This window comes from Psychrobacter sp. KFRI-CH2-11, assembly GCF_038239325.1.
In the GTDB taxonomy this organism is placed as follows: domain Bacteria; phylum Pseudomonadota; class Gammaproteobacteria; order Pseudomonadales; family Moraxellaceae; genus Psychrobacter; species Psychrobacter celer.
In genome coordinates this window covers 1,965,747-1,988,922 of record NZ_CP151283.1, presented here as the reverse complement: position 1 = coordinate 1,988,922, position 23,176 = coordinate 1,965,747, and the positions used below count along the sequence as shown (strand labels likewise).

Below are 23,176 nucleotides of genomic sequence, written 5' to 3'. Positions count from 1 at the left end.
ACTTTTAACAGTGTATTGAGGTCATTATGGCAAGATCAAGACAGTCCTATACAGTAAAGCAACTAGAGGCTTATAGTGATAGTATTGAAAGCAACGGCGTGGCAGGCGCTGTTCAGTTTTACGACGATCTCTATGATGATGGTGACGGCTATAGATATGCTGGTTGGGCAATAGGCGTTGCTAGAAACGACACCGTTACAGGCAAGTCGGCTACGGACTTTATGATTGATACCGCCAAAGAGGGCGTAGGCGGTAAACCACCCAAAACGCTATCAGCGGCTGATATCAATGCCATTAAAAAAGGCATGGCGCTGGGTTATGCTGATGCATTGATTGAAAATGCACAAAGAACTGGTTCAACCAACCAAGATGTCACTTACGAACAAACGCGAGATTTTCATAAACAAGTTTTTGAAGAAAATGGCTTGTCTATAGACAATTGGACGTTAGAGACGCCAATGAAAGTTATAGAAGGGTTTGAAGGAAAAGATGCCGTTGAAGCACGCTGGAGAACACTTCGTGAAACAGGTGGTGATGGTCCTGATGGGGTATATAGAAGTAATGGGCTATATGACAGAATGATACGGGTAGTCAACACGCCTGCTATTACAATGACTGATAAGCAGGTGGAGCTACAACAACAAGCACGAGAATGGCTTGAGAGAGTAGGGCCTCGGGCAACATTGGATAATGCCAAAAAAGTTTGGGAGTCGTTGTTTGGTGCCAGCCAACTTGGCGGCTCGCAGCAAAGTCAAATCATCGCTATTAGTGAACCCTCATTCAACTACACTTCCCATAAAAAAGACAGCGTCGCAGGCTATACCCTCGTTCAAGTGATAGACAACGCTGTCGATACCGCCAAGCACACCACTTTTAATGGCGTCCCCGCCTACTTACTAGCCCAGACCACCCAGCCAAGCTGTCAAGGCGATGAAGCGGGCATTGGCGGCGGCGTCAAATCAGGCACGGTTGGCGGAGAAGTCAAGCCGACCTCAGCATCGAGTAGCATATTTGTCGAAGGCAAAGCATTAGTACGTGAAGGCGATACCTGCATCATGAATAACGGCAACACCACAGGGAAATATATACTCGTATGAACAACGACCATATAGACTCAGCATCCAATACAGATATAGACCACATTGAGCCACCTGAATCAGGCGTCACAGCGTTAGGTATCTCAAAACTAATGCCCACAAATAATCAAGCCTCAATGCTGGACATCGGCATGAACATCGCAGGCGCTATACCCAACAGCAAAGTTTCACAAACGCTTGGTACGGCTCAATCCGTTGCAAATGTCTACCGCGCCGCTCAGCAAGGCTCAGCTTTAGGCGTTGGCATGGCCTTGGCAGGCGCTGTCCCTGGTAGCGACTTCTCTGAGGCGATGGGTAAAGTCAGTGCAGCGTCTAATGCGTTCTCAGCGATCAAATCAGGCAATATGCTAGGAGCTGGTATGTCACTGGCAGGCCTCGATCCTAATAGTCCCTATGCCCAAGTCATGGGACAAGTGGCACAAGCCAAACAGATGTTTGATATGGGAATGTCAATATTCAAACCAACTATAAATCCTGCTGACTTGATTAAGTATACTAAGCCACTACAGCAAGCTACTGAGACACCGTCTAAAGCTGTAAGCTTTAAAAGTAGAGATGGCTCTTATGTTAGGGGTAATGAGCTTCGAGTTGAAGCTTGTCCCTTAGCTAGCCCTGAAGCTACGGTAGGTGAACCTGTACAGGCTCTATATGGAAGTAAAATACTAGCAGGCGGCGACGACATCGACTATCGCGGCACAGGCTATATGCCCCTAGTTATGAGCCGTATCTACAACAGCCAAAACCCTGATACAGGCTGGTTCGGTCAAGGCTGGGTCACCCAAGGCTACGAGCAGCGCTTGGAGCTTGATCCGCAGCACAACCGTATCTATCTGATCGACAACACAGGACGGCGCGTCCCCTTTACCTATCTTGCGCCAGATCAAAGCTGCTATCAGCATAGCGAAGGCATCACCCTATACCGAAAGCCATTAGCTCATGATAAAACACACACCACAATCAGCGCCCGTCCCATCATAGCAGGCGCAGTCAGCGGCACCCGTATCGGCGATCAAGAGCCGCTAGAGTTTGTTATCTATCAAGGCGATTACAACCCCAAAGCGCATAACCCTAAAGCGCACGACTCTGAAACTCATAGCATCGACGCCTTTACTGGCATCGCCCAGCACTATAGCTATGTCGCCAGTCGTCGCCATCACGGCACTAAGGCCGTTATTTTGCTAAGCAGCTACGCAGACAAATACGGCCATCAAAACCAGCTGCACTATACGCGCAGTCCACTTGAGGGCAGCGCTCACATACCGCAGTATCTCACCGATGACGCTGGCAGTTGCTACGAGTTTGAGTTTACCACGATTAATGAGCAAACCAGACTTGCCAAGCTCTATCAAATAGAAGACATGAAAGGCACAAGCCTTACCAAAACGATTCTAGCTCATTACCGTTACAGCGATGACGCCGACCTCATCCAAGTTGACATCCAAGGCCGCACCACCCGCAAGTTTGCTTATAAAAACCATTTAATGACATGGCAGACCCAGCCCGATGGTCAACAAGTCGCCTATCAGTATGACCGCTACGACAACCCCAAAGCCGCTCGCGTTATAGAGCAAGCCATCAGCACAGGCCGTCACTACCTATTTGACTATGACACAGACACCAGTGGTATCGAGAGTATTGGCATCACCACAGTGACCGAACAGCCAGGCACCGATCTTGAGCGCAGCCGCCGCTATAGCTATGACGACTGGTACAACATGATCAGCCTGACTGACCCGAATGGTCATACCACCCTATATGAGTACGATGACAATAATCGCACAGTCAAAGTCACCCGCGCCAACAACAGTCACACGCGCTTTATCTACCAAGGCGCTCATCTGGCGAGCGTACAAGTACAAACAGGGACAGATCCCATTACCCAGCTGCCAGAGTATCGTGAGGCAAGCTTTAGCTATAATAAAGCAGGTCAACTGATTACCAGCAGCGATGCTATCGCAAACACACAGCGCTACCGCTATAACGCTCAGGGCAACCCTATAGAATATATCGACGCCCTAGGTAATACTACTCATTATAAATATGATAATCATGGCAATATAGCTCAGCAAATTCTAGCCAACGGTAGCTCGTTCAGCTTTGAGTACGATGACTATGGCAACCTCATCACTCAAACCGACTGTAGTGGTTATCAGACCCATTACCAGTACGATGGCAAACAGCGCCTCATCCAAATCATTGATGCTGAGGGCAATATCACCCGTCATCACTATAACAACCGCGCCCCTCATCTAGAAGCGCTTATCAGCCAAGTCACTTATCCTGATGGCAGTCGCATACAGATGGACTATGATGAGCTTGGACGTCTGATCACTTATACCGATGCACTAGGTCAACAAGTTACTTATCATTACGACAGCGAGGGCAAACCAAGTCAGCGTACTGAGGACAGCGTAGATCAAGGCAGTACCAATAAAAATACGACAGTCAAACGCTTTAACGCCAAAGGCAACAGCATCGCCTATAGTTATGATGGCTTAAACCGTCTAACAACCCTAACTAATGAAAATGGTGAACAGTGGACCTTTGAATACGATGCCAATGACAACCTAATCCATGAGACCCGCTTTGACGGTCATCAAAGTCGCTATCACTACGATGCCATCGGGCAGATGATACAGCAAATAGACAACCCACAACTGCCAAGATACCAGCAGCATCATGTACTCATGGAGTACGATGTAGCGGGACAACTAATAGCAAAGCATAGCAGCCACTATCCTGAGCGGATTGGTAATAACAGGGGTAAACCCACCCGTGCCCAGTATCACCGTATGCGTTATGAGTATAACGAAGTAGGGCAGCTGATCAGCGCCGTCAACCCCAACAGCCGCACTCACTTAGCTTATGACGCCAGTGGTCGCCTGATACAAGAGACGCTCATCAATCATCTCACTCAAAACGGACAATACCAAGCCCGACAGCAGACGCTCGCTCACAGCTATGACGAAATAGGCAATAGAGTTGCCACCACACTGCCCGATGGTAAAGTCATCCATCAGCTATACTACGGCTCAGGACACCTATACAACCAAAGTCTGCACGACCCAAGCACGGATCAGCACATCGAGCTACGCCATAGTGAACGCAACAAGCTCCACCAAGAGATAACCCGTCAACAAGGTGGACTTGACAGCCACTACACCTACGACCCGATGGGACGGCTGACCAAACAGCGAAGCACAGCACACAGCACAAATTATGACTCTAAATACAGTAAAACTGATGAGCACCTCACCATAGCGCGAGACTATCACTATGACGCACTAGGACAACTGACGCATTTAAGTGGTCATAGTGTGCTTGATACTAAACATACTCAGTTGTTTAAACGCAACCATCAATATCAGTATGATAAGATAGGACGCTTAACCGAACACAAGCTCACCGACTATCAAAACCAGACAGGCATCACCGAAGTGTTTGCCTTTGACCCTGCTAGTAATCGCGTGCCTGTGAAAGTAGCTGACAATACAAATCAAGCACAAACCAAGACATCTAAAAAAGAGCAGAGCAGACCGCGCGAGCTGATCCAAAACGGTAAAAGAATCAGATACACCTATGACTCTCATGGACGAGTGCTGTATAAAACCACAGAAGCGGTTAATCATCCTGATACAGAGCCGCGCACTGCGCTACAACTACAATACAACGCCAATAACGAGCTAGAAAAAAGCCTGCGGACTCAGTATCAACGCAATAAAGTTATTAAAACTCTAACTAAATATCACTACGACGCCTTTGGACGACGTATTGCTAAGCAAAGTGAAGTACGGCAGCTAAGCGATCATCAAGGAAAGCTGACTCAAAATAGCAAGACCCAGCATACGCATATGCTGTGGGATAGTGATAAGCCTATTCAAGAATACTCAGACACTCATGTCTATACTACTATCTATGACCAAGGTAGCTTTACCCCAGTAGCGAGACTCGCTTGGCTACGTGATGATATACCAAAAGTGGCTAACGATGATGTTAAAAATATAGAGCATGAGCAAGACAGCAGCGCAATACAAGTCTATCATTATCATAACGATCAATTAGGTACACCTAATGAGCTGACCAATGATAAGGGCGAAGTCATTTGGCTGGCGGATTATGAGGCATGGGGCAATACCGCTAAAGTTATTTGCAATGAAGTTAAGATTAATCAACTAGCAGTATCACAAGAGCATTTGCAGCCTATACGCTTTCAGGGTCAGCACTTCGATACTGAAACGGGGCTGCACTATAACAGCTTCCGCTACTATGATCCTGATATGGGGATGTTTACTACGAGAGATCCAATAGGATTAAGAGGAGGTGATAATGTATTTCAATATGCGCCAAATCCTGTTAATTGGGTTGATCCGTTGGGATTGGCTTCTACTGCAGCTTCGTGGGGTTCAGACCTTGAAAAAGCAAATAATGCTCGTCGAGCAAAGGCTCGTGCGGAATATGGGATAGGGCAAAACAATATACCTTATACACCTCCAAAATATGGTAAAGATAGCAGTGCCTCGCTTCATTTCAATGGTCCAGCTGGAGGCGTTTGTGGTGCAGAAGGTTCAACTTTTGCAACATGGCTTCCAGATTGGAAATGGAAAAGTGCTTGTCAAGCTCACGATGACTGTTATTCAGATTGTAGTAGGACTAAAAGAGAATGTGATGATGAGTTTGCAGCTAATGGTGCCAAATTCTATCAGTATATGTTAACTCATGGTCCTGGTAATAGTGTATCAAATGAAGCGTATAGAAGTGCTCAAGAACAGGCAGGATGTTGTAATGAATGTACTGAATAAGTTTATTTTCTATATTCCGAGGATCATACATATATTGCTACTACCTATGATGTATGTAGTTACTCTTTGGTTTCCTAATGGAAAGTACTGGGAAGTCATAGGGCTTGTTATTCTAATCCTAATACCTTTTTATTCTTTAGTAATGAAAAAATGTAGAAGTTATTTCTTTTGGATAAGTTTTTTTACTTATATACTAGTAATATATCTATTTTTCCCAGAGCATCTTTTTTCTGAAAAATATCCTTTAGATTATAAAAATATTATCTTTTTTGATATGTTACTTTTATTAATCACTGATACATATCTATATTTTAAAAATAAAAAAAATTACTTTTATTGATTTAATATGCGACATCAGCTTTTAAAAAATAAATTGGAGAAGTCGGTGTTTGTCAACATAGTTGTCACCAATTTACCAACTATAGTCACCTGACCACAAAAGTGTTATACAATAAATCAACTAAACGATTACCACAATAAATAACCATGACTTACTCCCTAGATTATCGCAAACAAGTCTTAAAAAGCTTAGATGAGGGCATGACCTTTGCCGAAGCTGCTGTTTTCTATGATATAGTCAGTCTTTTATAAATAAGATACAATGCTTTTAAAATAAAGAGAAAGATATAATCATTATGACTTACTCAGCAGACTTTCGAACGCAAGTTATAAAAAGCGTCAAAGACAAAGACATGAGCATTCGTCAAGCTTGTGTTTTCTATGACATCAGCAAAACCACTTTACAGCGTTGGCTGAAAAATCCAAGTATCAAACAAACTCGGGATAAGCCACCCAGTAAAATACCAAATGAAGCACTTCTCAAAGACGTCGCGCAGTATCCAGACGATTACATGTACGAGCGAGCTCAACGTTTAGGCTGTAGCAAGTCAGGCATTGATATTGCCCTAAAGCGCCTTGGTATCAGTCAAAAAAAAGACCTTAGAGCATCCAAAAGCGTGTCCAATAAAAAGAGCAGCGTATCAGAGTAAGCTCAATAGTTTTATTCAGCAAGGCTATCCCATTGTGTACATGGATGAAAGCGGCTTTGAGGCTGAAACCATTCGTTCTCATGGCTATGCACCGATAGGTAAACCCTGTATCGACAGCTATAACTGGCAAGCAAGAAAGCGCACTAACGTTATTGGTGCGCTCTATGAAAAAATGTTATTTGCCTTAGATTACTTTGAGCAAAATATTAACAGCAGCATATTCTACCACTGGTGCAAACACACGCTAATACCAAGTCTTAAAACAAAATGTGTGATCGTGATGGACAATGCTAGATTTCATAAGAACAAATGCATTCAAAAACTACTGAACAGACATGGCCATCGTATTCTTTGGTTGCCACCCTACAGCCCTGATCTAAATCCCATTGAAAAGAAGTGGGCACAGGCAAAATTTCTACGTCAAGGCTGGATGGAGAATAATCTACCTAAGCTGTTTCATGATATGGGTTGTATCTCTTTTATTCTAGACTGACTATATCAGTCCAACGACCATCCAGAAGTGGAAAAAGCGTCTTCATAGTAAGACCACCCGATATATTAAGCCCTACAAAATAGAGGATGAAGCCTTAGCTCAAGATGTTAAGGATTACCCTAATGACCCCTGCCGTCAATCCCGTAGAACCAAACTTGGGAGATTTTAATTACGCAGCCTGACGATAATAATCAGACCACACCTGTCCTGGCGTTTTATAGCCTAAACCCTTTTGAATCCTAGTCTGGTTGTAGTACAGCTCAATATAGCCAATGATATCGCTGATGGCTGCAAACCTTGTTTTATAGTCTTGGTGATATACCAGCTCATTCTTTAAGACGCCCCAAAAGCTTTCTATGGGAGCGTTGTCGAAACAATTGCCACGACCACTCATTGATCCTATAAACTGATGCTGATTGATGATCTTGTGATAAGCATGGCTACAATACTGACTACCTCTATCTGAATGCACAATCAGTCCTTTACTTGGGCGTTTATTCTTAATGGCCATGTTGAGTGCACGGCATACTAAGTCTGCTGTCATGCGTTTATTGATAGCATAGCCAACCAGCTCTTTGGTGTATAAGTCTTTGACTCCAGCTAAGTACAACCAGCCTTCACTTGTCCAAATATAAGTGATGTCACTGACCCAAGACTCATTAGGACGCTTAGCATCAAACTGCTGATCTAGCACGTTTGGATAAACAAGCTTGTTATGATCGGAGTCAGTAGTGACTTTAAAGCGTTTGTGACGGTAATCTCCCCTATAAATAAGAACACTCATAAATAGAGATTAACTGTTAAAATATATCAGCAGGAGAATCCTATGAAAAAGACCCGTTTTAGCGACAATCAAATCGTCAACATCTTAAAGCAAGCCGAACAAGGTATTCCTATTACCGAGCTCTGCCGAGAGCACAATATCAGTCAAAGCACCTTTTACAACTGGCGCTCCAAGTATGGCGGCATGGATGCTTCCTTAATTGCCCGTCTCAAAGCACTTGAGACTGAAAACGCCCGTCTTAAGAAGATGTACGCAGATGAATGTCTTAAGTCCGACATACTACAGGATGCCATGACAAAAAAGTGGTAGCGCCGCAAAGGCGCAGACAGCTCGTTTGTCACTACATTGAAGCGCGCAGCATTAGCATACGCCTTGCTTGCCTGATCTTTAATATCAGCGTCACTTGCTACTATCACAAGTCCGTGGCAACGGATGAGAATAAGCAAATAGCAGACTTACTTATCAAACTGACTGATGAGAATAAGAACTGGGGCTTTGGGCTGTGCTTCTTAACCCTGCGCAATGTCATGGGACTGCCATACAACCACAAGCGTGTCTATCGTATCTACTGTGAGCTTGAATTAAACCTTAGAATCAAGCCCAAGCGTCGCATTAAACGTGCTAAACCCATACCACTGGCTGTACCTGACCAGATCAACCACAGCTGGAGCATGGACTTTATGCACGACGGCTTAACAGATGGTCGCGGCTTTAGACTGTTTAATGTGATTGATGACTATAACCGTGAAGCCTTAACGGTCGAGGTTGACTTCTCACTACCGGCTGGGAGGGTGATACGTAGCTTGAACCAGTTAATCGAGTGCCGAGGTAAACCTGTCCAAATCAGATGCGACAATGGCCCTGAATACATTAGTAATGCGCTTAAAGACTGGGCTGAGCAGCAAGGCATCACTATTAGTTATATTGAGCCTGGCAATCCACAGCAAAATGCTTATGTGGAGCGCTTTAACAGGACAATGCGTTATGATTGGTTAAATCAGGAGTTGTTTGATAATCTTGATCATGTCCGGGAGCAAGCGGAAGCTTGGTTATATCACTATAATAACGAGCGCCCAAACATGGGCAATGGTGGTTTTACGCCGATACAGAAACTCAATCAGGCAGCTTAATTCTATTTATTAGGTGTCTTAAATTTGGGAGGGTTACCCAGCCAGTGGTATGGGTTTAGCACGTTTAATGCGACGCTTGGGCTTGATTCTAAGGTTTAATTCAAGCTCACAGTAGATACGATAGACACGCTTGTGGTTGTATGGCAGTCCCATGACATTGCGCAGGGTTAAGAAGCACAGCCCAAAGCCCCAGTTCTTATTCTCATCAGTCAGTTTGATAAGTAAGTCTGCTATTTGCTTATTCTCATCCGTTGCCACGGACTTGTGATAGTAGCAAGTGACGCTGATATTAAAGATCAGGCAAGCAAGGCGTATGCTAATGCTGCGCGCTTCAATGTAGTGACAAACGAGCTGTCTGCGCCTTTGCGGCGCTACCACTTTTTTGTCATGGCATCCTGTAGTATGTCGGACTTAAGACATTCATCTGCGTACATCTTCTTAAGACGGGCGTTTTCAGTCTCAAGTGCTTTGAGACGGGCAATTAAGGAAGCATCCATGCCGCCATACTTGGAGCGCCAGTTGTAAAAGGTGCTTTGACTGATATTGTGCTCTCGGCAGAGCTCGGTAATAGGAATACCTTGTTCGGCTTGCTTTAAGATGTTGACGATTTGATTGTCGCTAAAACGGGTCTTTTTCATAGGATTCTCCTGCTGATATATTTTAACAGTTAATCTCTATTTATGAGTGTTCTTATTTATAGGGGAGATTACCCTGCACCTCCAAGGCACTTCAAAAATGCAGGGAACTTATCGTATAAGAAGGAACCCTGTAGATCAATTGCTTTTATACAGAAAGGAAATGTCGCATATATATTGCCCACAATTAAGTACTAGCGGTGGACGTGCAGCTTTATTCTGTGGACTGGTGTTTCCTTCAGCCTCAAAAGCTCAGTTAGAAGAGTTGAACCGCCCCGGGATTGTCGGAGACTCAACATTCTGAGAGAATACGACAATGAAAACACGAAACTACACTCCTGAGATTAAAGAACGCGCCGTTCGCATGCTGATAGAAGCGTTGGGCGACTATCCCTCCACATGGTCAGCGATTCAAGCCATTGCCCCTAAGATTGGCTGTACGCCTGAAACCCTGCGGTCGTGGCATAAAAAACACATCGATCAAACTATTCCTGCATCGGTGCAAGCGCAAAGTGATAAAGAGCGCATCAAGGAGCTTGAACGCGAATGCAGAGAGCTCAAGCAAGCCAATGAGATCATACGTAAGGCTGCCGCTTTTTTCGCCCAGGCGGAGCTCGACCGCTGACTAAAATCATGATTCAATTCATCGACGATCATAAGAATAATTATGGGGTCGAGCTGATCTGTAGAGTATTACCGATTGCCCCATCAACCTATCACCGTGCTAAAGACTTGGAGAGCTACCCTGAAAAATGCTCACTGCGCAGTCAACATGACGACTTTTACATCAGCGAGATTAAACGCATCTGGCAGGACAGCAAATGCCGCTATGGCGCTCGTAAAGTATGGCAGCAGATGAAAGCTGACGGGTTAAAGGTTGCTCGTTGTACCATAGAGCGTTTAATGAGACAGCATGGCCTACAAGGTGTCTGGCGCGGTAAGGGTAAAATAACAACTCACAGCCGTGATGATCAAAAGCGTGCTGATGACCTAGTCAATCGTAACTTTAGCGCTCATCGCCCTAACCAGCTCTGGGTGGCAGACTTTACTTATATCAAGACGATAAGCGGCTGGGTGTATACCGCTTTTATTATTGATGTGTTTGCTCGCGCTATTGTGGGCTGGAAAGTATCTAATCGTATGAACACAGATATGGTGATGGCGGCGTTAAATCAAGCAATAGCAGATAGAAACTATCCCAAAGATGTGATTCATCACAGTGATCGAGGGGTTCAGTATTTATCCATTCGCTATACTGATAAAATGGCTACATGCGGTGTTATAGCTTCTGTCGGTACGACAGGCGATTCATACGATAATGCATTAGCTGAAACGGTCAACGGGCTTTATAAGTCTGAGGTGATTCATTATTTAAAACAGAACTGGACTGGTGTGAACGATGTTGAACTAGCAACCCTTGAATGGGTGGATTGGTTTAATAGAACACGATTGCATAGCACGATTGGATATGTGTCACCCTTTGAGTTTGAAAAGCGGTATTATGATAATTTAACCTTGTCAGGTGAAGCTGCCTGACTCAAGTAAATAAGTCTCCGATAAAGTCGGGGCGGTTCAAGTCTATTATTCCGATCTTTAGAGATAGAGACCGTTCGTTAGTTTATGATAACCCAAACGCTTATTACTTTATTTTTTCAGAAGGGGATTTTATAAACGCTATAGAGGACTCATTTCCCAAAAAAATAACGAGCAATTATAAAAACTCAGCAATGAATTCAATTATAGCTAGCTACCTCAGACCCTGGCTAGTTGAACCGGATGCGTCTAAAGAGCAAAGACAACCATTAATATTAGATAATAAGCAGCTAGAGTTAGCAACTACGCGAACATCTAGTGGATACCGTAGATTAAAAGGCCCAGCAGGTTCTGGTAAGTCATTGATTATTGCTAAAAAAGCATCGAAGCTTTTAAAAGAAGGAAAAAGAGTTCTCATAGTTACCTTTAACCTAACTCTAACTAACTATCTAATAGATTTGTGTGTAAGAGATTATAACTTAGCTCGTAGAGATGAAAATGCTACATGGCTGAATTTCCACTATTTAGCATCAAGGCTATGTATAGAGGCAGGTCTTGAGCAGGCATATCATGATTTATTTAAAGGCTTAGGCGATAATAATTTTATCAATGATAATGCTCTTTGTAAGCTACTTGAGTATGCCATACAAAGCTATGACTTTGAAAAATATGATGCTATCTTAGTTGATGAGGGACAAGATTTTAACCCTAGGTGGTGGAATATTCTAAGGTCGCTATTAAAAACAGAAAAAGACTTAAGGCCGGGTGAGAATTTGGAAGCAGAAATGCTTCTTGTAGCAGATACTACGCAAGATATATATGGGAATGGTAAAAAATGGACTGACGAAGCAATGAAAAAAGCAGGGTTTTCAGGTCCTTGGGCTACTCTTGAAAGTACATATAGGCTGCCGCCAGCACTAATACCTATGATACAAGATTTTGCTAACCTGTTTATTCCCCTTGCTAATATTGTTTTACCACAGCCGCCTAAAAATAGCACCCATGGAGATATTTTTTCTGATGATAGAACCGATGCTGGTAATTTTATATTTAGATGGATGAATATACCTAAGTTTAATGATGAAAGAGCATTTGATGGATATCTCGATCAGCCAATTAACGATTTTAGCAAAGATATTGAGAAGTTAGGTTTGAGTTTTTCAGATCAAACTTACTTAGTGACCAATCATAAGCTAGGAGGCTGGATTACCAATAGTTTAAAAAGAAGGAAAAAAAATGTATTAGATGTCTTTAGTAAAGATTGGAAAGAGTCTAGAAGGAAAAAGATTTATTTCTTTAAAGGATCCCAAAAAATCAAAGCGTCGACAATACATAGTTACAAAGGATGGGAATCAAATGCCCTATTTATCATAGTTGATAATATGAACTTTAATAAACAGGATGCTGAGGTTCTATATACTGCATTAACGAGAATTAAAGGTAGAGGAAAATCTTTGTTGTATGTTGTTTGCAGTGATAGAAACCTATTCGAGTTTGGTGAGAGGTGGAATAGCTATTATAATTACTAAATTTATAGGTAGGGCAGTTTCCATGAGACTTTCCCAAACTTTGTGTAACTGCTTATAATCCACTAACAGGAGAATAAGCAATGACGACTCAATCTGACATTAAAAAACTGGCCGAGCAAATGGCTGGTAGCATGAACAGCTTCGATGACATCAAAGACTTTCAGAGGCAGCTCATGCAATCCTTTATCGACACCGCACTTGAAGCCGAGATGGAAGACCACCTCGGTTACCCCAAACATGAGAAAGCCGATAAACCTAATAAGCGCAACGGCCACACTAAAAAGACCGTCCGCAGTGACACAGGCGATCTTGAGATATCCACCCCAAGAGACCGTGATAGCAGCTTTGAGCCTGTACTCGTCAGTAAGCATCAAACCCGTATCTCAGGTCTTGATGACAAGATCATATTCCTTTACGCCAAGGGTCAAACCACCACCGAGATTGTAGAGAGCATCAAAGAGCTCTACGACGTCGATATCTCAAGCACACTGGTTTCAAGAGTCACCGATAACATATTAGAGGACATCACCGCATGGCAGAACCGACCGCTGAGCAGTGTTTATCCTATCGTCTATCTAGACTGCATTGTCGTCAAAGTACGTCAAGGTAAGCAGATTATCAACAAAGCCATTTACTTAGCGCTAGGTGTTGCTCTTGATGGTAAAAAAGAGCTGCTTGGTATGTGGCTATCAGAGAATGAAGGCGCTAAGTTCTGGCTAGGTGTTCTTACCGAGCTTCAAAACCGCGGAGTGCAAGATATCCTCATTGCCTGTGTTGATGGTCTAAAGGGTTTCCCTGATGCCATTAACACCGTCTATCCAAAGGCACAGGTTCAGCTGTGTATCGTACACATGGTGCGCTATTCAATGAAGTTTGTGCCGTGGACGGATAAAAAGGCCGTAGCGGCTGATTTAAAGGCCATTTACGGCGCTGATACGCTTGAGATAGCAGAGGCCAACCTTGAGCACTTTGATGAGGTGTGGGGTGAAAGTTATCCGCACGTGGTTAAGTCTTGGCGTAATAACTGGGAGGGCTTAACGGTGTTCTTTGAGTATCCGAAAGACATCAGAAAAGTGATTTATACCACCAATGCGATAGAGTCGCTAAACAGTGTGATTCGGACGGCGGTGAATAAGCGTAAGGTGTTCCCCTCTGATCAGGCAGCATTCAAAGTGGTGTACTTAGCCACCCAGCAGGCGTCTAAAAAGTGGTCGATGCCAATCCGTAACTGGACGTCTGCTCTTAATCGCTTTATGATTATGTTTGATGACCGTATCAGTAACCATTTAATCTAAAGGGCAGTTACGCAGAATTCGGGATAGGCTCGTTTCCATCTCATTAAGTAATAGGTGTATTACCCTTCAAGTGATTAGTTTAAGTAATCTCTGAACATAATATCAGTTAGAAGTTTGTCAATTTACTAACATACAAACCCTCAAGACAACCATCGTCGCCTGCCATGACCCCTGCCGTCAATCCCGTAGACTTAAACTTGGGAGATTTTAGTTACGCAGCTTGACGATAATAATCAAACCACATCTGTCTTGGCGACTTATAGCTCAAGCCCTTTTGAATCCTCGTTTGATTGTAATACAGCTCAATATAGCCAATGATATCGCTGATGGCTGCAAATCTAGTTTTATAGTTCTGGTGATACACTAGCTCATTCTTCAAGACGCCCCAGAAACTTTCTATCGGAGCGTTGTCGAAACAATTGCCTTTGCCACTCATAGATCCTGTAAACTGATGCTGTTTAATGATCTTGTGGTAGGCATGGCTACAGTACTGACTGCCTCTGTCAGAATGAACGATTAGCCCTTTAGCAGGTCGTTTATTCTTAATCCCCATGTTGAGTGCACGGCATACTAAATCTGCGGTCATACGCTTGTTAATAGCGTAACCGACAAGCTCTTTGGTGTATAAGTCTTTGACCCCTGCTAAGTACAGCCAACCCTCATTCGTCCAGATATAGGTGATGTCGCTGACCCACGACTCGTTAGGGCGCTTAGCGTCAAACTGCTGATCAAGCACGTTATCATAGACCAGTTTGTTGTGATTAGAGTCAGTGGTGATTTTAAAGCGTTTGTGACGACGACATTTAATGCCAAACTCTTCTTTAATACGTCTGACCATGTATAGACTAATATCATGCCCTTGATCGCTTAGATAGGCATGCAGACGATCTATACCATAACGCTCTTTAGTTTCAATGTGTGCGGCTTTGACTAGCAGCTCAGACTGGTTGCGATGTATTTGTTGGTCACTGATATCACGACCTAGCCAGTCATAGTAGCTTGAGGGTTTAACCTGTAGTACGCGGCACATAGTGGTGATGCTAAAGAAGTGCTGGTTATCTTTGATAAAGGCGTACCTGACTAACTGTGCTTTGCAAAGTACGCCGTCGCCTTTTTTAGTATTTCGCGCTCCTCTTCAGCCACTTTGAGCTGCCGCTTTAGGCGTTTTACCTCTTCAAGCGCACTCATAAGTTCAGGGTCATACTGCTTTGTTCCTACAAGTTTGCCTTGATTGGCTTTGTTATGCCAATTTGAGAGCGTTTGTATGGCAATGCCAAGCTGCTTTGCAGTGGCTGAGATATTGCCGTTGTTGTCTGCTATCTTTTTAACAGCTTCGGCTTTAAATTCGTCACTGTAGGTTCTTACTTTCTTGGTCATGGTAAACTCCTGTTATTATGCTTAGTTTACCAAGTTTACTTGTACGGTTTCTTCAGCATAGCTCAAGCTGTTTGGGGTGGTGGTGAGTAGTATTAGGCGGTTTAAGAGGTGAGGGTAATAGGTATGAGAAAGTTTTCATAACCCATCCCAAACAACGCAGTACCCCGAAAATTAGTTGGTAGATAAGCTTGCTTAAACGCATAATCTCGCTAGAATTGTTACCACTAAGTAAATTCCCTCTTGTACGGCTAATTATTTATTCGTTGCATAATTACGTATCAAAATATAGAGACCCTAAAGCATGGCAAAAACAACCAAAAAGAGTGATAAAAAAGAAGTGCGCTTTGAAGAGGCGCTATGGGATGCGGCCAATAAGCTGCGTGGTAGCGTTGAGTCTTCAGAGTATAAGCACATCGTGCTCAGCCTTATCTTCTTAAAGTTTATCAGTGATACCTTTGAGCAGCGTAAGCAAGCGCTATTAGACGCTGGCCAAGAGAAGTATGTTGACTTGGTGCAGGCTTATACCAAAGAGAACGTGTTTTATTTGCCAGAAGAATCACGTTGGCGCTTTATTCAGCAAAATGCCAAGCAAGAAGACATCGCCCTGAAGATTGATACCGCCCTTAGCACCATTGAGAAGACCAACAAATCATTAAAAGGCGCACTGCCTGACAACTACTTCTCACGTCTTGGCTTAACCCCGAGCAAACTAGCGGCTCTGATTGATGTGATTAATAATATCGACACCATCGATAATGAGCACAAAGATGTGGTCGGCCGTGTCTATGAGTATTTCTTAGGTAAGTTTGCTGATAGTGAAGGCAAAGGCGGCGGTGAGTTCTACACGCCTAAGTCGGTGGTGAACTTGATTACTGAGATGATTGAGCCGTATAAGGGCAAGATATATGACCCGTGCTGCGGCTCGGGCGGTATGTTTGTGCAGTCGATTAAGTTTATTGAGAACCATCAAGGCGACACCAAAGATGTGTCTATCTACGGTCAAGAGTACACCACGACGACCTATAAGCTGGCGAAGATGAACTTAGCCATTCGGGGTATCTCTAGTAACTTAGGCGAAGTGGCAGCCGATACCTTCTTCAAAGACCAACACCCACAGCTCAAAGCGGACTTTATCATGGCCAATCCGCCCTTTAACCAGTCGCAGTGGCGCGCTGATGATGAGCTGGTCGATGACCCACGCTGGGCAGGGTATCCCACACCGCCAACAGGCAATGCCAACTATGCTTGGATATTGCACATGATATCTAAGCTGTCTGAGCATGGGACAGCGGGCTTCGTATTGGCCAATGGCTCGATGTCTACCACGACCAGTGGTGAGGGTGAAATCCGTCAGCAAATCTTAGAGAATGATTTGGTGGATTGTATGGTCGCTCTGCCCGGTCAGCTGTTTTATACCACACAGATTCCTGTTTGCTTATGGTTTATCAGTAAGGATAAAAAGGCAGAGTCTGCCGATAGCAAAGAGCGCGGTCTGCGCAATCGCTCAGGTGAAACGCTGTTTATTGATGCACGTAATCTAGGCTATATGATTGACCGTACGCATAAAGGCTTGTCTGATGAGGATGTGAAGAAGATAACCGATACCTATCATGCGTGGCGTGGTGAGCAGCATGCTGGCGGCTATGAGGCGTATGAAGACGAAGCAGGCTTCTGTAAATCAGCGACGCTGGATGAGATTAAAGCCAATGATTATGTACTCACTCCGGGGCGTTATGTCGGTGCTGCTGCTATCGAAGATGACGGCATTCCGTTTGAGACTAAAATGTTAGAACTCAGCCAAACGCTATATGCTCAAATGCAAGAATCTGAGAAGTTAGATGCAACCATTCGTCAGAACTTGGAGGTGTTGGGTTATGGCGAGTGATTGGGAAGTTGTGAAAATAGAAGATATTGGAGATGTTAGAAGTGGTAAACGTCTACCTAAAGGACATTCATTAATATGTGATGAAACACCATTTCCCTATATACGTTTAGTTGATGTTTCTGATGGAAGAATAAGAAGAAATAACCTTCAATACCTAACCGAAGCAACTAAACAAAAAATACAAAAGTACGTAGTTAATACATCCGACGTCTGTCTTGCTATAGTTGGTCATACTATTGGTATGGTTTTCTATGTTGATTCCGAATGGGATAATAATAATTTGACGGAGAATGCAGCACGAATCACAAATATTAGAGAGGGTGTTGTTTCTAGATATTTATATTATTTTTTAATTTCCCCTAAAGGACAAACACAGATTCTGTCTAGGAAAGTAGGTTCAGCACAAGGAAAGCTTCCTTTATACAATATTAAGTCACTAGAGGTATTACTGCCGCCACTCACAGAACAAAAAACCATTGCTCATATCCTTGGTTCTTTAGACGATAAAATCGAACTCAACCGTCAAATGAACGAAACGCTAGAAGCGATTGCTCAAGCTTTGTTTAAAAGCTGGTTTGTTGACTTTGTTCCAGTGATTGATAATGCGTTACTGGCAGGTAATGCCATTCCTGAGCCACTTAAAGAACGCGCAGAAAGGCGTCAGGCGCAGTTAGACAGTGGTGAAGCCAACATTAACTCAGAGATTAACGACTTATTCCCCAGTGAATTTGAGTTTACTGAAGAGTTAGGGTGGATCCCTAAGGAGTGGGAAGTAAGTAATATCAACAGTGAATTTGAAGTAACTATGGGTCAGTCACCTCCTGGGAGCTCGTACAATGAAGAACAAGAAGGCATAGCCTTCTTTCAGGGAAGTACTGACTTTGGGTTTAGGTATCCTACTAATAGAATATATACCACTGAACCTAAACGTCTTGCAGATAAAGACGACACTTTAGTTAGTGTTAGAGCGCCTGTTGGCACTGTAAATATGGCTACTCAGAAATGTTGTATTGGTCGAGGGCTTAGTGCGGTTAGGCATAAGTCGGGTAATAGGTCATACACTTATTACTCAATGATTCAGTTACATCAAAGATTTCAGGTGTTTGAATCACAAGGTACGGTGTTCGGTAGTATCAATCAGAAAGATTTTAAGGCTTTATTGCAGATTAAAGCCCCTGACAACTTGATCAATAAATTTGAAGAATATGCAGGTAGTCTAGATAATAAAATTGAAACAAACTCTCTCCAAATAATAACCCTAGCTAAGCTCCGTGACACACTACTCCCCAAGCTTATGTCAGGCGAGCTGCGTATTGCTGATGCTGAGAGGCTGGTGGCAGATATTTAAAAGGATTTAGTTTAAAACGTATCAGAGGGTTTTATGAAGAGATTACTATTAAGTGTAGCGATTGGTTTAGGCTCTGTAGCGGCTACGTCTGCAATGGCAGCGACACCTGCGTTCTCAGCTCAAAAGGTTGCTCAGGTTAAACTACCTGATTTAAGTTTCAAAGAAGTCATGCGTCAGTTTTATAGTGGTCGTATGGGCTATGCATTTGTCAATGATGAATATATCGAGTCGATGCCAAATATTGGTTTAGATAGTGTTGATAGCGATGGAGAGAGAACAATCGCGTTGATGCACCCTGTAATTCCTTATAAGAATACAGTAGGTGAGTCACGTTACTTAGTAATCATCGAAAAAGTAAAGGCTAAAGACGGTTCGCTCGTATCCTGTCACGCATGTCAGTCAACAGCTGATCTATACAGCTTTAAACAACTAGATAACGGACTATTTCAGTTAGTAAGTAAAACACCGAAAAATGTAGGATTTTCTAGTAGTTGGGGAAGAGTGGGTCTAAAGAAAGAAAGTATTCTAGAAGGCTTGCAGCCATTAGGTAAAAGTCTAATAGGTAGTATCTTTAAGAATAACTATATGTCTTTTGGCACGATAAATAACTGGTGGGATGTACTACATCTACCTGAAGACGGATTTATTAACTTGTATACATTAGGTGATGCTGGTGCAGATAATAGTGGTAATCATGATGAAGACTCGCCTTTACATTACGACTATAGAGTAGATTTTAAGGTTCTACCAAGCAACAAAACTTATCACTCTATTATGCTGACTTATAAAGGCGAAATGCCTACTGACGATTATAAGCGTATCGAGCACGTTAATTACAGTAAAATCATGAAGTTTAATCCGGTTAAAAAAGCTTATGAGTAACTTGGTCTCGCATTGGCTTGATCTTGGGTTTGCATAGCAAGGTTGTTATTAAAGAATAGAGAAAATAAGAAAGGATGCACCAGTGAAATTCACCGAAGCCAAACTTGAACAAGCCATTATTGAGTTACTTGCCAGCGAGGGCTATCCACACACCTCAGGTGAGGTGGTCGATACTCAGCTTGGTCGCGCGGTAGATGAGGTATTAATCGAGTCTGACTTGCGTGAATTTCTTGCCAGCCGCTATCAAGATCAGCACATTACTGATTATGAGATTGGTTTAATCATTCACCGTATTAAGACCCTGCCAGCCTCCGACCTATACGACAGCAACAAAGCCATTATGAAAGATGTCTCTAATGGCTTTTTGCTGAAGCGTGAAGACCACACGCAAAAAGACCTCTTTATCCAACTGATTGACTATGATGACCTAAGTAACAACACGCTTCGAGTCGTCACTCAGCTCAATATTCAAGGCTATGAGCTGCGCATTCCCGATGCCATTTTGTACATCAATGGCTTGCCGCTGGTGGTGTTTGAATTTAAGAGCGCTATCCGTGAAGAAGCACCGCTATACGATGCCTACGTACAGCTCACCACCCGCTATACCCGAGATATCCCAGAACTACTCAAATACAATGCCATCTGCGTGATTAGCGATGGCGCAAATACCAAGATGGGCTCACAGTTTGCGCCTTATGAGTTCTTCTACTCTTGGCGTAAAGTCACGGGTGATGAAGCGCTTGAAACAGACGGTATCAGCGCGCTGATGACCATGATAAGCGGACTGTTTAATCAACAGCGCCTGTTTGATGTCCTGCGTAACTTTATCTATATCCCTGACACCTCTACCAAAAAAGAGAAAATAATCTGCCGCTATCCGCAGTACTATGCCGCAACCAAGCTGTTTCATAACGTCAAAAAGCACATCAAGCAGTTTGACTCGGCTGGCAAGCTAATCGCTGGTGACGGTAAAGGCGGTACCTACTTTGGGGCAACAGGTTGTGGTAAGAGCTTTACCATGCTGTTTTTGACCCGTCTGCTGATGCGAGATGTTGATTTGGGTAGCCCAACCATTATCTTGATTACCGACCGGACTGACTTAGACGATCAGTTATCTGGGCAATTTACCAACGCCAAGACTTATATCGGTGACGACAATATCATCAGTGTGGAGAGCCGAGCAGAGCTCAGAGAGCGCCTGTCAGGCATCAAGAGTGGTGGCGTGTATCTGACAACCATTCACAAGTTTACTGAGGACACAGAGCTACTTACCGAGCGTACCAACGTCATTGTCTTATCTGATGAGGCGCACCGCAGCCAACTTAACCTTGAGCAGAAGATTACCGTTACCGAAAACGGTGTTAAGAAGACTTACGGCTTTGCTAAATACTTGCATGACTCATTGCCTAACGCGACCTACGTTGGCTTTACAGGCACACCGGTCGATGCCACGCTCGATGTGTTTGGGCCCATTGTCGACAGCTACACCATGACGGAGTCTGTGCATGATGAAATTACCGTTCCTATCGTATATGAAGGGCGTGCGGCTAAGGTATTGCTAGATTCTCGCCAGCTTGAGGAGGTGGAGAAGTACTATAAGCAAGCTGAAGAAGCAGGGGCTAATGAGTATCAGATAGAAAAAAGTAAGCAAACCATGGCGACTATGTCCACGGTACTGGGCGACCCTGACCGTATTCGGGCCATTGCCGAAGACTTTGTGGCGCATTACGAGACGCGAGTGGCTGAGGGTACGACCCAAAAAGGCAAAGCCATGTTCGTTTGTAGCTCGCGTGAGAACGCCTTTAAGCTGTATCAAGACATCATCGACTTGCGACCTCAGTGGGCTGAGGTTATGGCCTGTGAAGAGGGCAGCACCCTGACTGAAAACGAGAAAAAGACCATTAAACCCATGGAGCGAGTCAAGATGATTATGACGCGTAACAAAGATGACTCTCAAGAGCTATGGGATTTACTGGGTACTAAAGAGTACCGCAAAGAGCTGGACCGTCAATTTAAAAATGGCAAATCCAATTTTAAGATAGCCATCGTGGTTGATATGTGGCTCACAGGCTTTGACGTACCGTTCTTAGATACCATTTATATTGATAAGCCACTACAAAAGCACAACCTGATTCAAACCATCTCACGGGTCAACCGTAAGTTTGAGGGCAAAGAGCGCGGGCTGGTGGTGGATTATATCGGTATCAAAAAGCACATGAACCTAGCGCTGGCTCAGTACACAGCTGGCAAAGAGCAGAACCTAGAAGAGATTGCTCAGTCTGTGGTTATCGTTAAAGACCAGCTCAGTCTGCTTGATGCCATGTTCCATAACTTTGATAACTCAGGTTATTTCTCGGGTAAGCCTATTGAGCAGCTAGACTGCCTTAATGAGTCGGCAAACTTCGTATTGGCTACTGAAAAGTCTAAGCACTTCTTTATGGATGTGGTTAAGCGTCTCAAGTCTGCCTATGACATCTGTGTTGGTAGTAGTGACTTGACCCAAGCGCACAAGGACAAGATTCATTATTACTTAGCGGTACGAACCATTATATTCAAAATCACTACCGGCAATGCGCCCGATGTTGAGCAAATGAATGAAAAGGTGCGTGACCTGGTAAAAGATGCGCTGCAAAGCGATGGCGTAGAAGAGATCTTTAAGATGGGCGCTGAGCATGGGCATGAGATTAGTATCTTTGACGATGACTATCTAGATAAGATTAATAAGATTAAACAGCCCAATACTAAGATGGAGCTGTTACAGCAACTGCTCAAAAAAGCCATTGGTGAGTTTAAAAAGACCAACAAGGTTAAGAGTATCGACTTTAGTAAAAAGATGAACGCTATCGTGCAAAAGTACAATGAGCGTGATGAAAGCAATACCATGCACTCAACAGTGATGAAAGACTTCACTGACCAAATCATCGACATCATTTACCAGATGCGCGATGAGGTGAACTCATATCAGGATATGGGTATCGACTTTGAGCAAAAAGCCTTTTATGACATCTTGCTCACACTGGCAAATAAATACGACTTTAGCTACCCAGAAGATAATCTTATTAAACTGTCTAAAGCGGTGAAAGACCTAGTTGATGATAAAGCTCAGTATACCGATTGGAATAAGCGTAACGACATCAAAGCTGAGCTAGAGTTTGATCTTATTGTGCTGCTTGATGAGTGGGGTTATCCGCCTATTGACCGTGATGAGGTATATACAGAGATATTCGATCAGGCTGAGCAGTTTAAGAAGGGTAGAGTGGTTTAATGAGGTTAAGACAACAACAAGCTTTGAAGCCGTTATGTAGTGATTAATGACTCATTACCAGTGTTTCATCCAATATTATACTATGTATTGCGATACATGTAGCCATAAAGCAGTGCTTAGTAAATAGTATATTGC

13 protein-coding genes, 2 pseudogenes and 1 other annotated feature are annotated in these 23,176 nt (G+C 43.5%); of the genes and pseudogenes, 12 read left to right on the top strand and 3 right to left on the bottom strand.

Features of this window, described 5'->3' with window-relative positions:
- Window positions 1-26: 26 nt before the first annotated feature.
- From AADH33_RS08155 to AADH33_RS08140, 4 genes are all read left to right on the top strand, one after another.
- The gene (locus tag AADH33_RS08155; protein WP_348548563.1) at window positions 27-1,097 is read left to right on the top strand and encodes a PAAR-like domain-containing protein; all 1,071 of its coding nucleotides are present in this window, start codon (window positions 27-29) and stop codon (window positions 1,095-1,097) included.
- A complete protein-coding gene (locus AADH33_RS08150) occupies window positions 1,094-5,896 on the top strand; it encodes an RHS repeat-associated core domain-containing protein (RefSeq protein WP_348548562.1) in 4,803 nt (1,600 codons plus the stop codon). Before AADH33_RS08155 ends, AADH33_RS08150 begins: the two co-directional genes overlap by 4 nt.
- Before the next feature lie 635 nt (window positions 5,897-6,531).
- Window positions 6,532-6,885 carry an IS630 transposase-related protein gene (locus AADH33_RS08145; protein ID WP_348548343.1) on the top strand — a complete coding sequence of 118 codons (354 nt, stop codon included), beginning with the start codon at window positions 6,532-6,534 and terminating at the stop codon, window positions 6,883-6,885.
- Window positions 6,812-7,378: an IS630 family transposase gene (locus tag AADH33_RS08140; protein WP_348548344.1), complete on the top strand. Its 567-nt coding sequence runs from the start codon at window positions 6,812-6,814 to the stop codon at window positions 7,376-7,378. The genes AADH33_RS08145 and AADH33_RS08140 overlap by 74 nt, the downstream gene beginning before the upstream one ends.
- Before the next feature lie 169 nt (window positions 7,379-7,547).
- Here AADH33_RS08140 and AADH33_RS08135 read toward each other — a convergent pair.
- Window positions 7,548-8,132: pseudogene (locus tag AADH33_RS08135) on the bottom strand (IS3 family transposase); the annotation flags it as partial.
- Window positions 8,133-8,204: 72 nt separating this feature from the next.
- On the opposite strand from AADH33_RS08135, the gene AADH33_RS08130 reads away from it, so the two are divergent.
- Window positions 8,205-9,292 (top strand): IS3 family transposase gene (locus AADH33_RS08130; RefSeq protein ID WP_348548561.1). Its coding sequence is split into 2 segments (ribosomal slippage): window positions 8,205-8,457 and window positions 8,457-9,292, totalling 1,089 coding nucleotides; the frame shifts between segments, so codons are not numbered across the junction.
- A gap of 39 nt (window positions 9,293-9,331) precedes the next feature.
- Here the strand turns inward: AADH33_RS08130 and AADH33_RS08125 are convergent.
- Window positions 9,332-9,930: pseudogene (locus AADH33_RS08125) on the bottom strand (transposase); the annotation flags it as partial.
- Window positions 9,931-10,243: 313 nt separating this feature from the next.
- Between AADH33_RS08125 and AADH33_RS08120 the strand changes: the two are divergent.
- The 3 genes from AADH33_RS08120 (at window position 10,244) to AADH33_RS08110 (ending at window position 14,284) form a co-directional block, all read left to right on the top strand.
- A protein-coding gene (locus tag AADH33_RS08120) for an IS3 family transposase (protein WP_348548560.1) occupies window positions 10,244-11,463 on the top strand; the annotation gives its coding sequence in 2 pieces (ribosomal slippage) (window positions 10,244-10,529 and window positions 10,529-11,463; 1,221 coding nt in all).
- Window positions 10,519-10,635 (top strand) — a sequence feature (AL1L pseudoknot). Its footprint overlaps the gene before it by 117 nt.
- Window positions 11,464-11,654: 191 nt before the next feature.
- A complete protein-coding gene (locus tag AADH33_RS08115; protein ID WP_348548559.1) occupies window positions 11,655-12,989 on the top strand; it encodes a UvrD-helicase domain-containing protein in 1,335 nt (444 codons plus the stop codon).
- 80 nt (window positions 12,990-13,069) lie between these two features.
- Window positions 13,070-14,284, top strand: coding sequence for an IS256 family transposase (locus tag AADH33_RS08110; protein WP_348548558.1), 1,215 nt, complete (start codon window positions 13,070-13,072; stop codon window positions 14,282-14,284).
- A gap of 211 nt (window positions 14,285-14,495) precedes the next feature.
- Here AADH33_RS08110 and AADH33_RS08105 read toward each other — a convergent pair.
- A protein-coding gene (locus AADH33_RS08105) for an IS3 family transposase (protein WP_348548557.1) occupies window positions 14,496-15,661 on the bottom strand; the annotation gives its coding sequence in 2 pieces (ribosomal slippage) (window positions 14,496-15,403 and window positions 15,403-15,661; 1,167 coding nt in all).
- A gap of 301 nt (window positions 15,662-15,962) precedes the next feature.
- On the opposite strand from AADH33_RS08105, the gene AADH33_RS08100 reads away from it, so the two are divergent.
- The 4 genes from AADH33_RS08100 (at window position 15,963) to AADH33_RS08085 (ending at window position 23,041) form a co-directional block, all read left to right on the top strand.
- A complete protein-coding gene (locus AADH33_RS08100) occupies window positions 15,963-17,546 on the top strand; it encodes a class I SAM-dependent DNA methyltransferase (protein ID WP_348548556.1) in 1,584 nt (527 codons plus the stop codon).
- Window positions 17,536-18,894 carry a restriction endonuclease subunit S gene (locus tag AADH33_RS08095; RefSeq protein ID WP_348548555.1) on the top strand — a complete coding sequence of 453 codons (1,359 nt, stop codon included), beginning with the start codon at window positions 17,536-17,538 and terminating at the stop codon, window positions 18,892-18,894. Before AADH33_RS08100 ends, AADH33_RS08095 begins: the two co-directional genes overlap by 11 nt.
- 33 nt (window positions 18,895-18,927) lie before the next feature.
- Window positions 18,928-19,776 carry a hypothetical protein gene (locus tag AADH33_RS08090; protein ID WP_348548554.1) on the top strand — a complete coding sequence of 283 codons (849 nt, stop codon included), beginning with the start codon at window positions 18,928-18,930 and terminating at the stop codon, window positions 19,774-19,776.
- Between the two features lie 82 nt (window positions 19,777-19,858).
- Window positions 19,859-23,041 (top strand): type I restriction endonuclease subunit R, encoded by a 3,183-nt coding sequence (locus tag AADH33_RS08085; RefSeq protein WP_348548553.1) that lies wholly within the window; start codon window positions 19,859-19,861, stop codon window positions 23,039-23,041.
- Window positions 23,042-23,176: the final 135 nt, after the last annotated feature.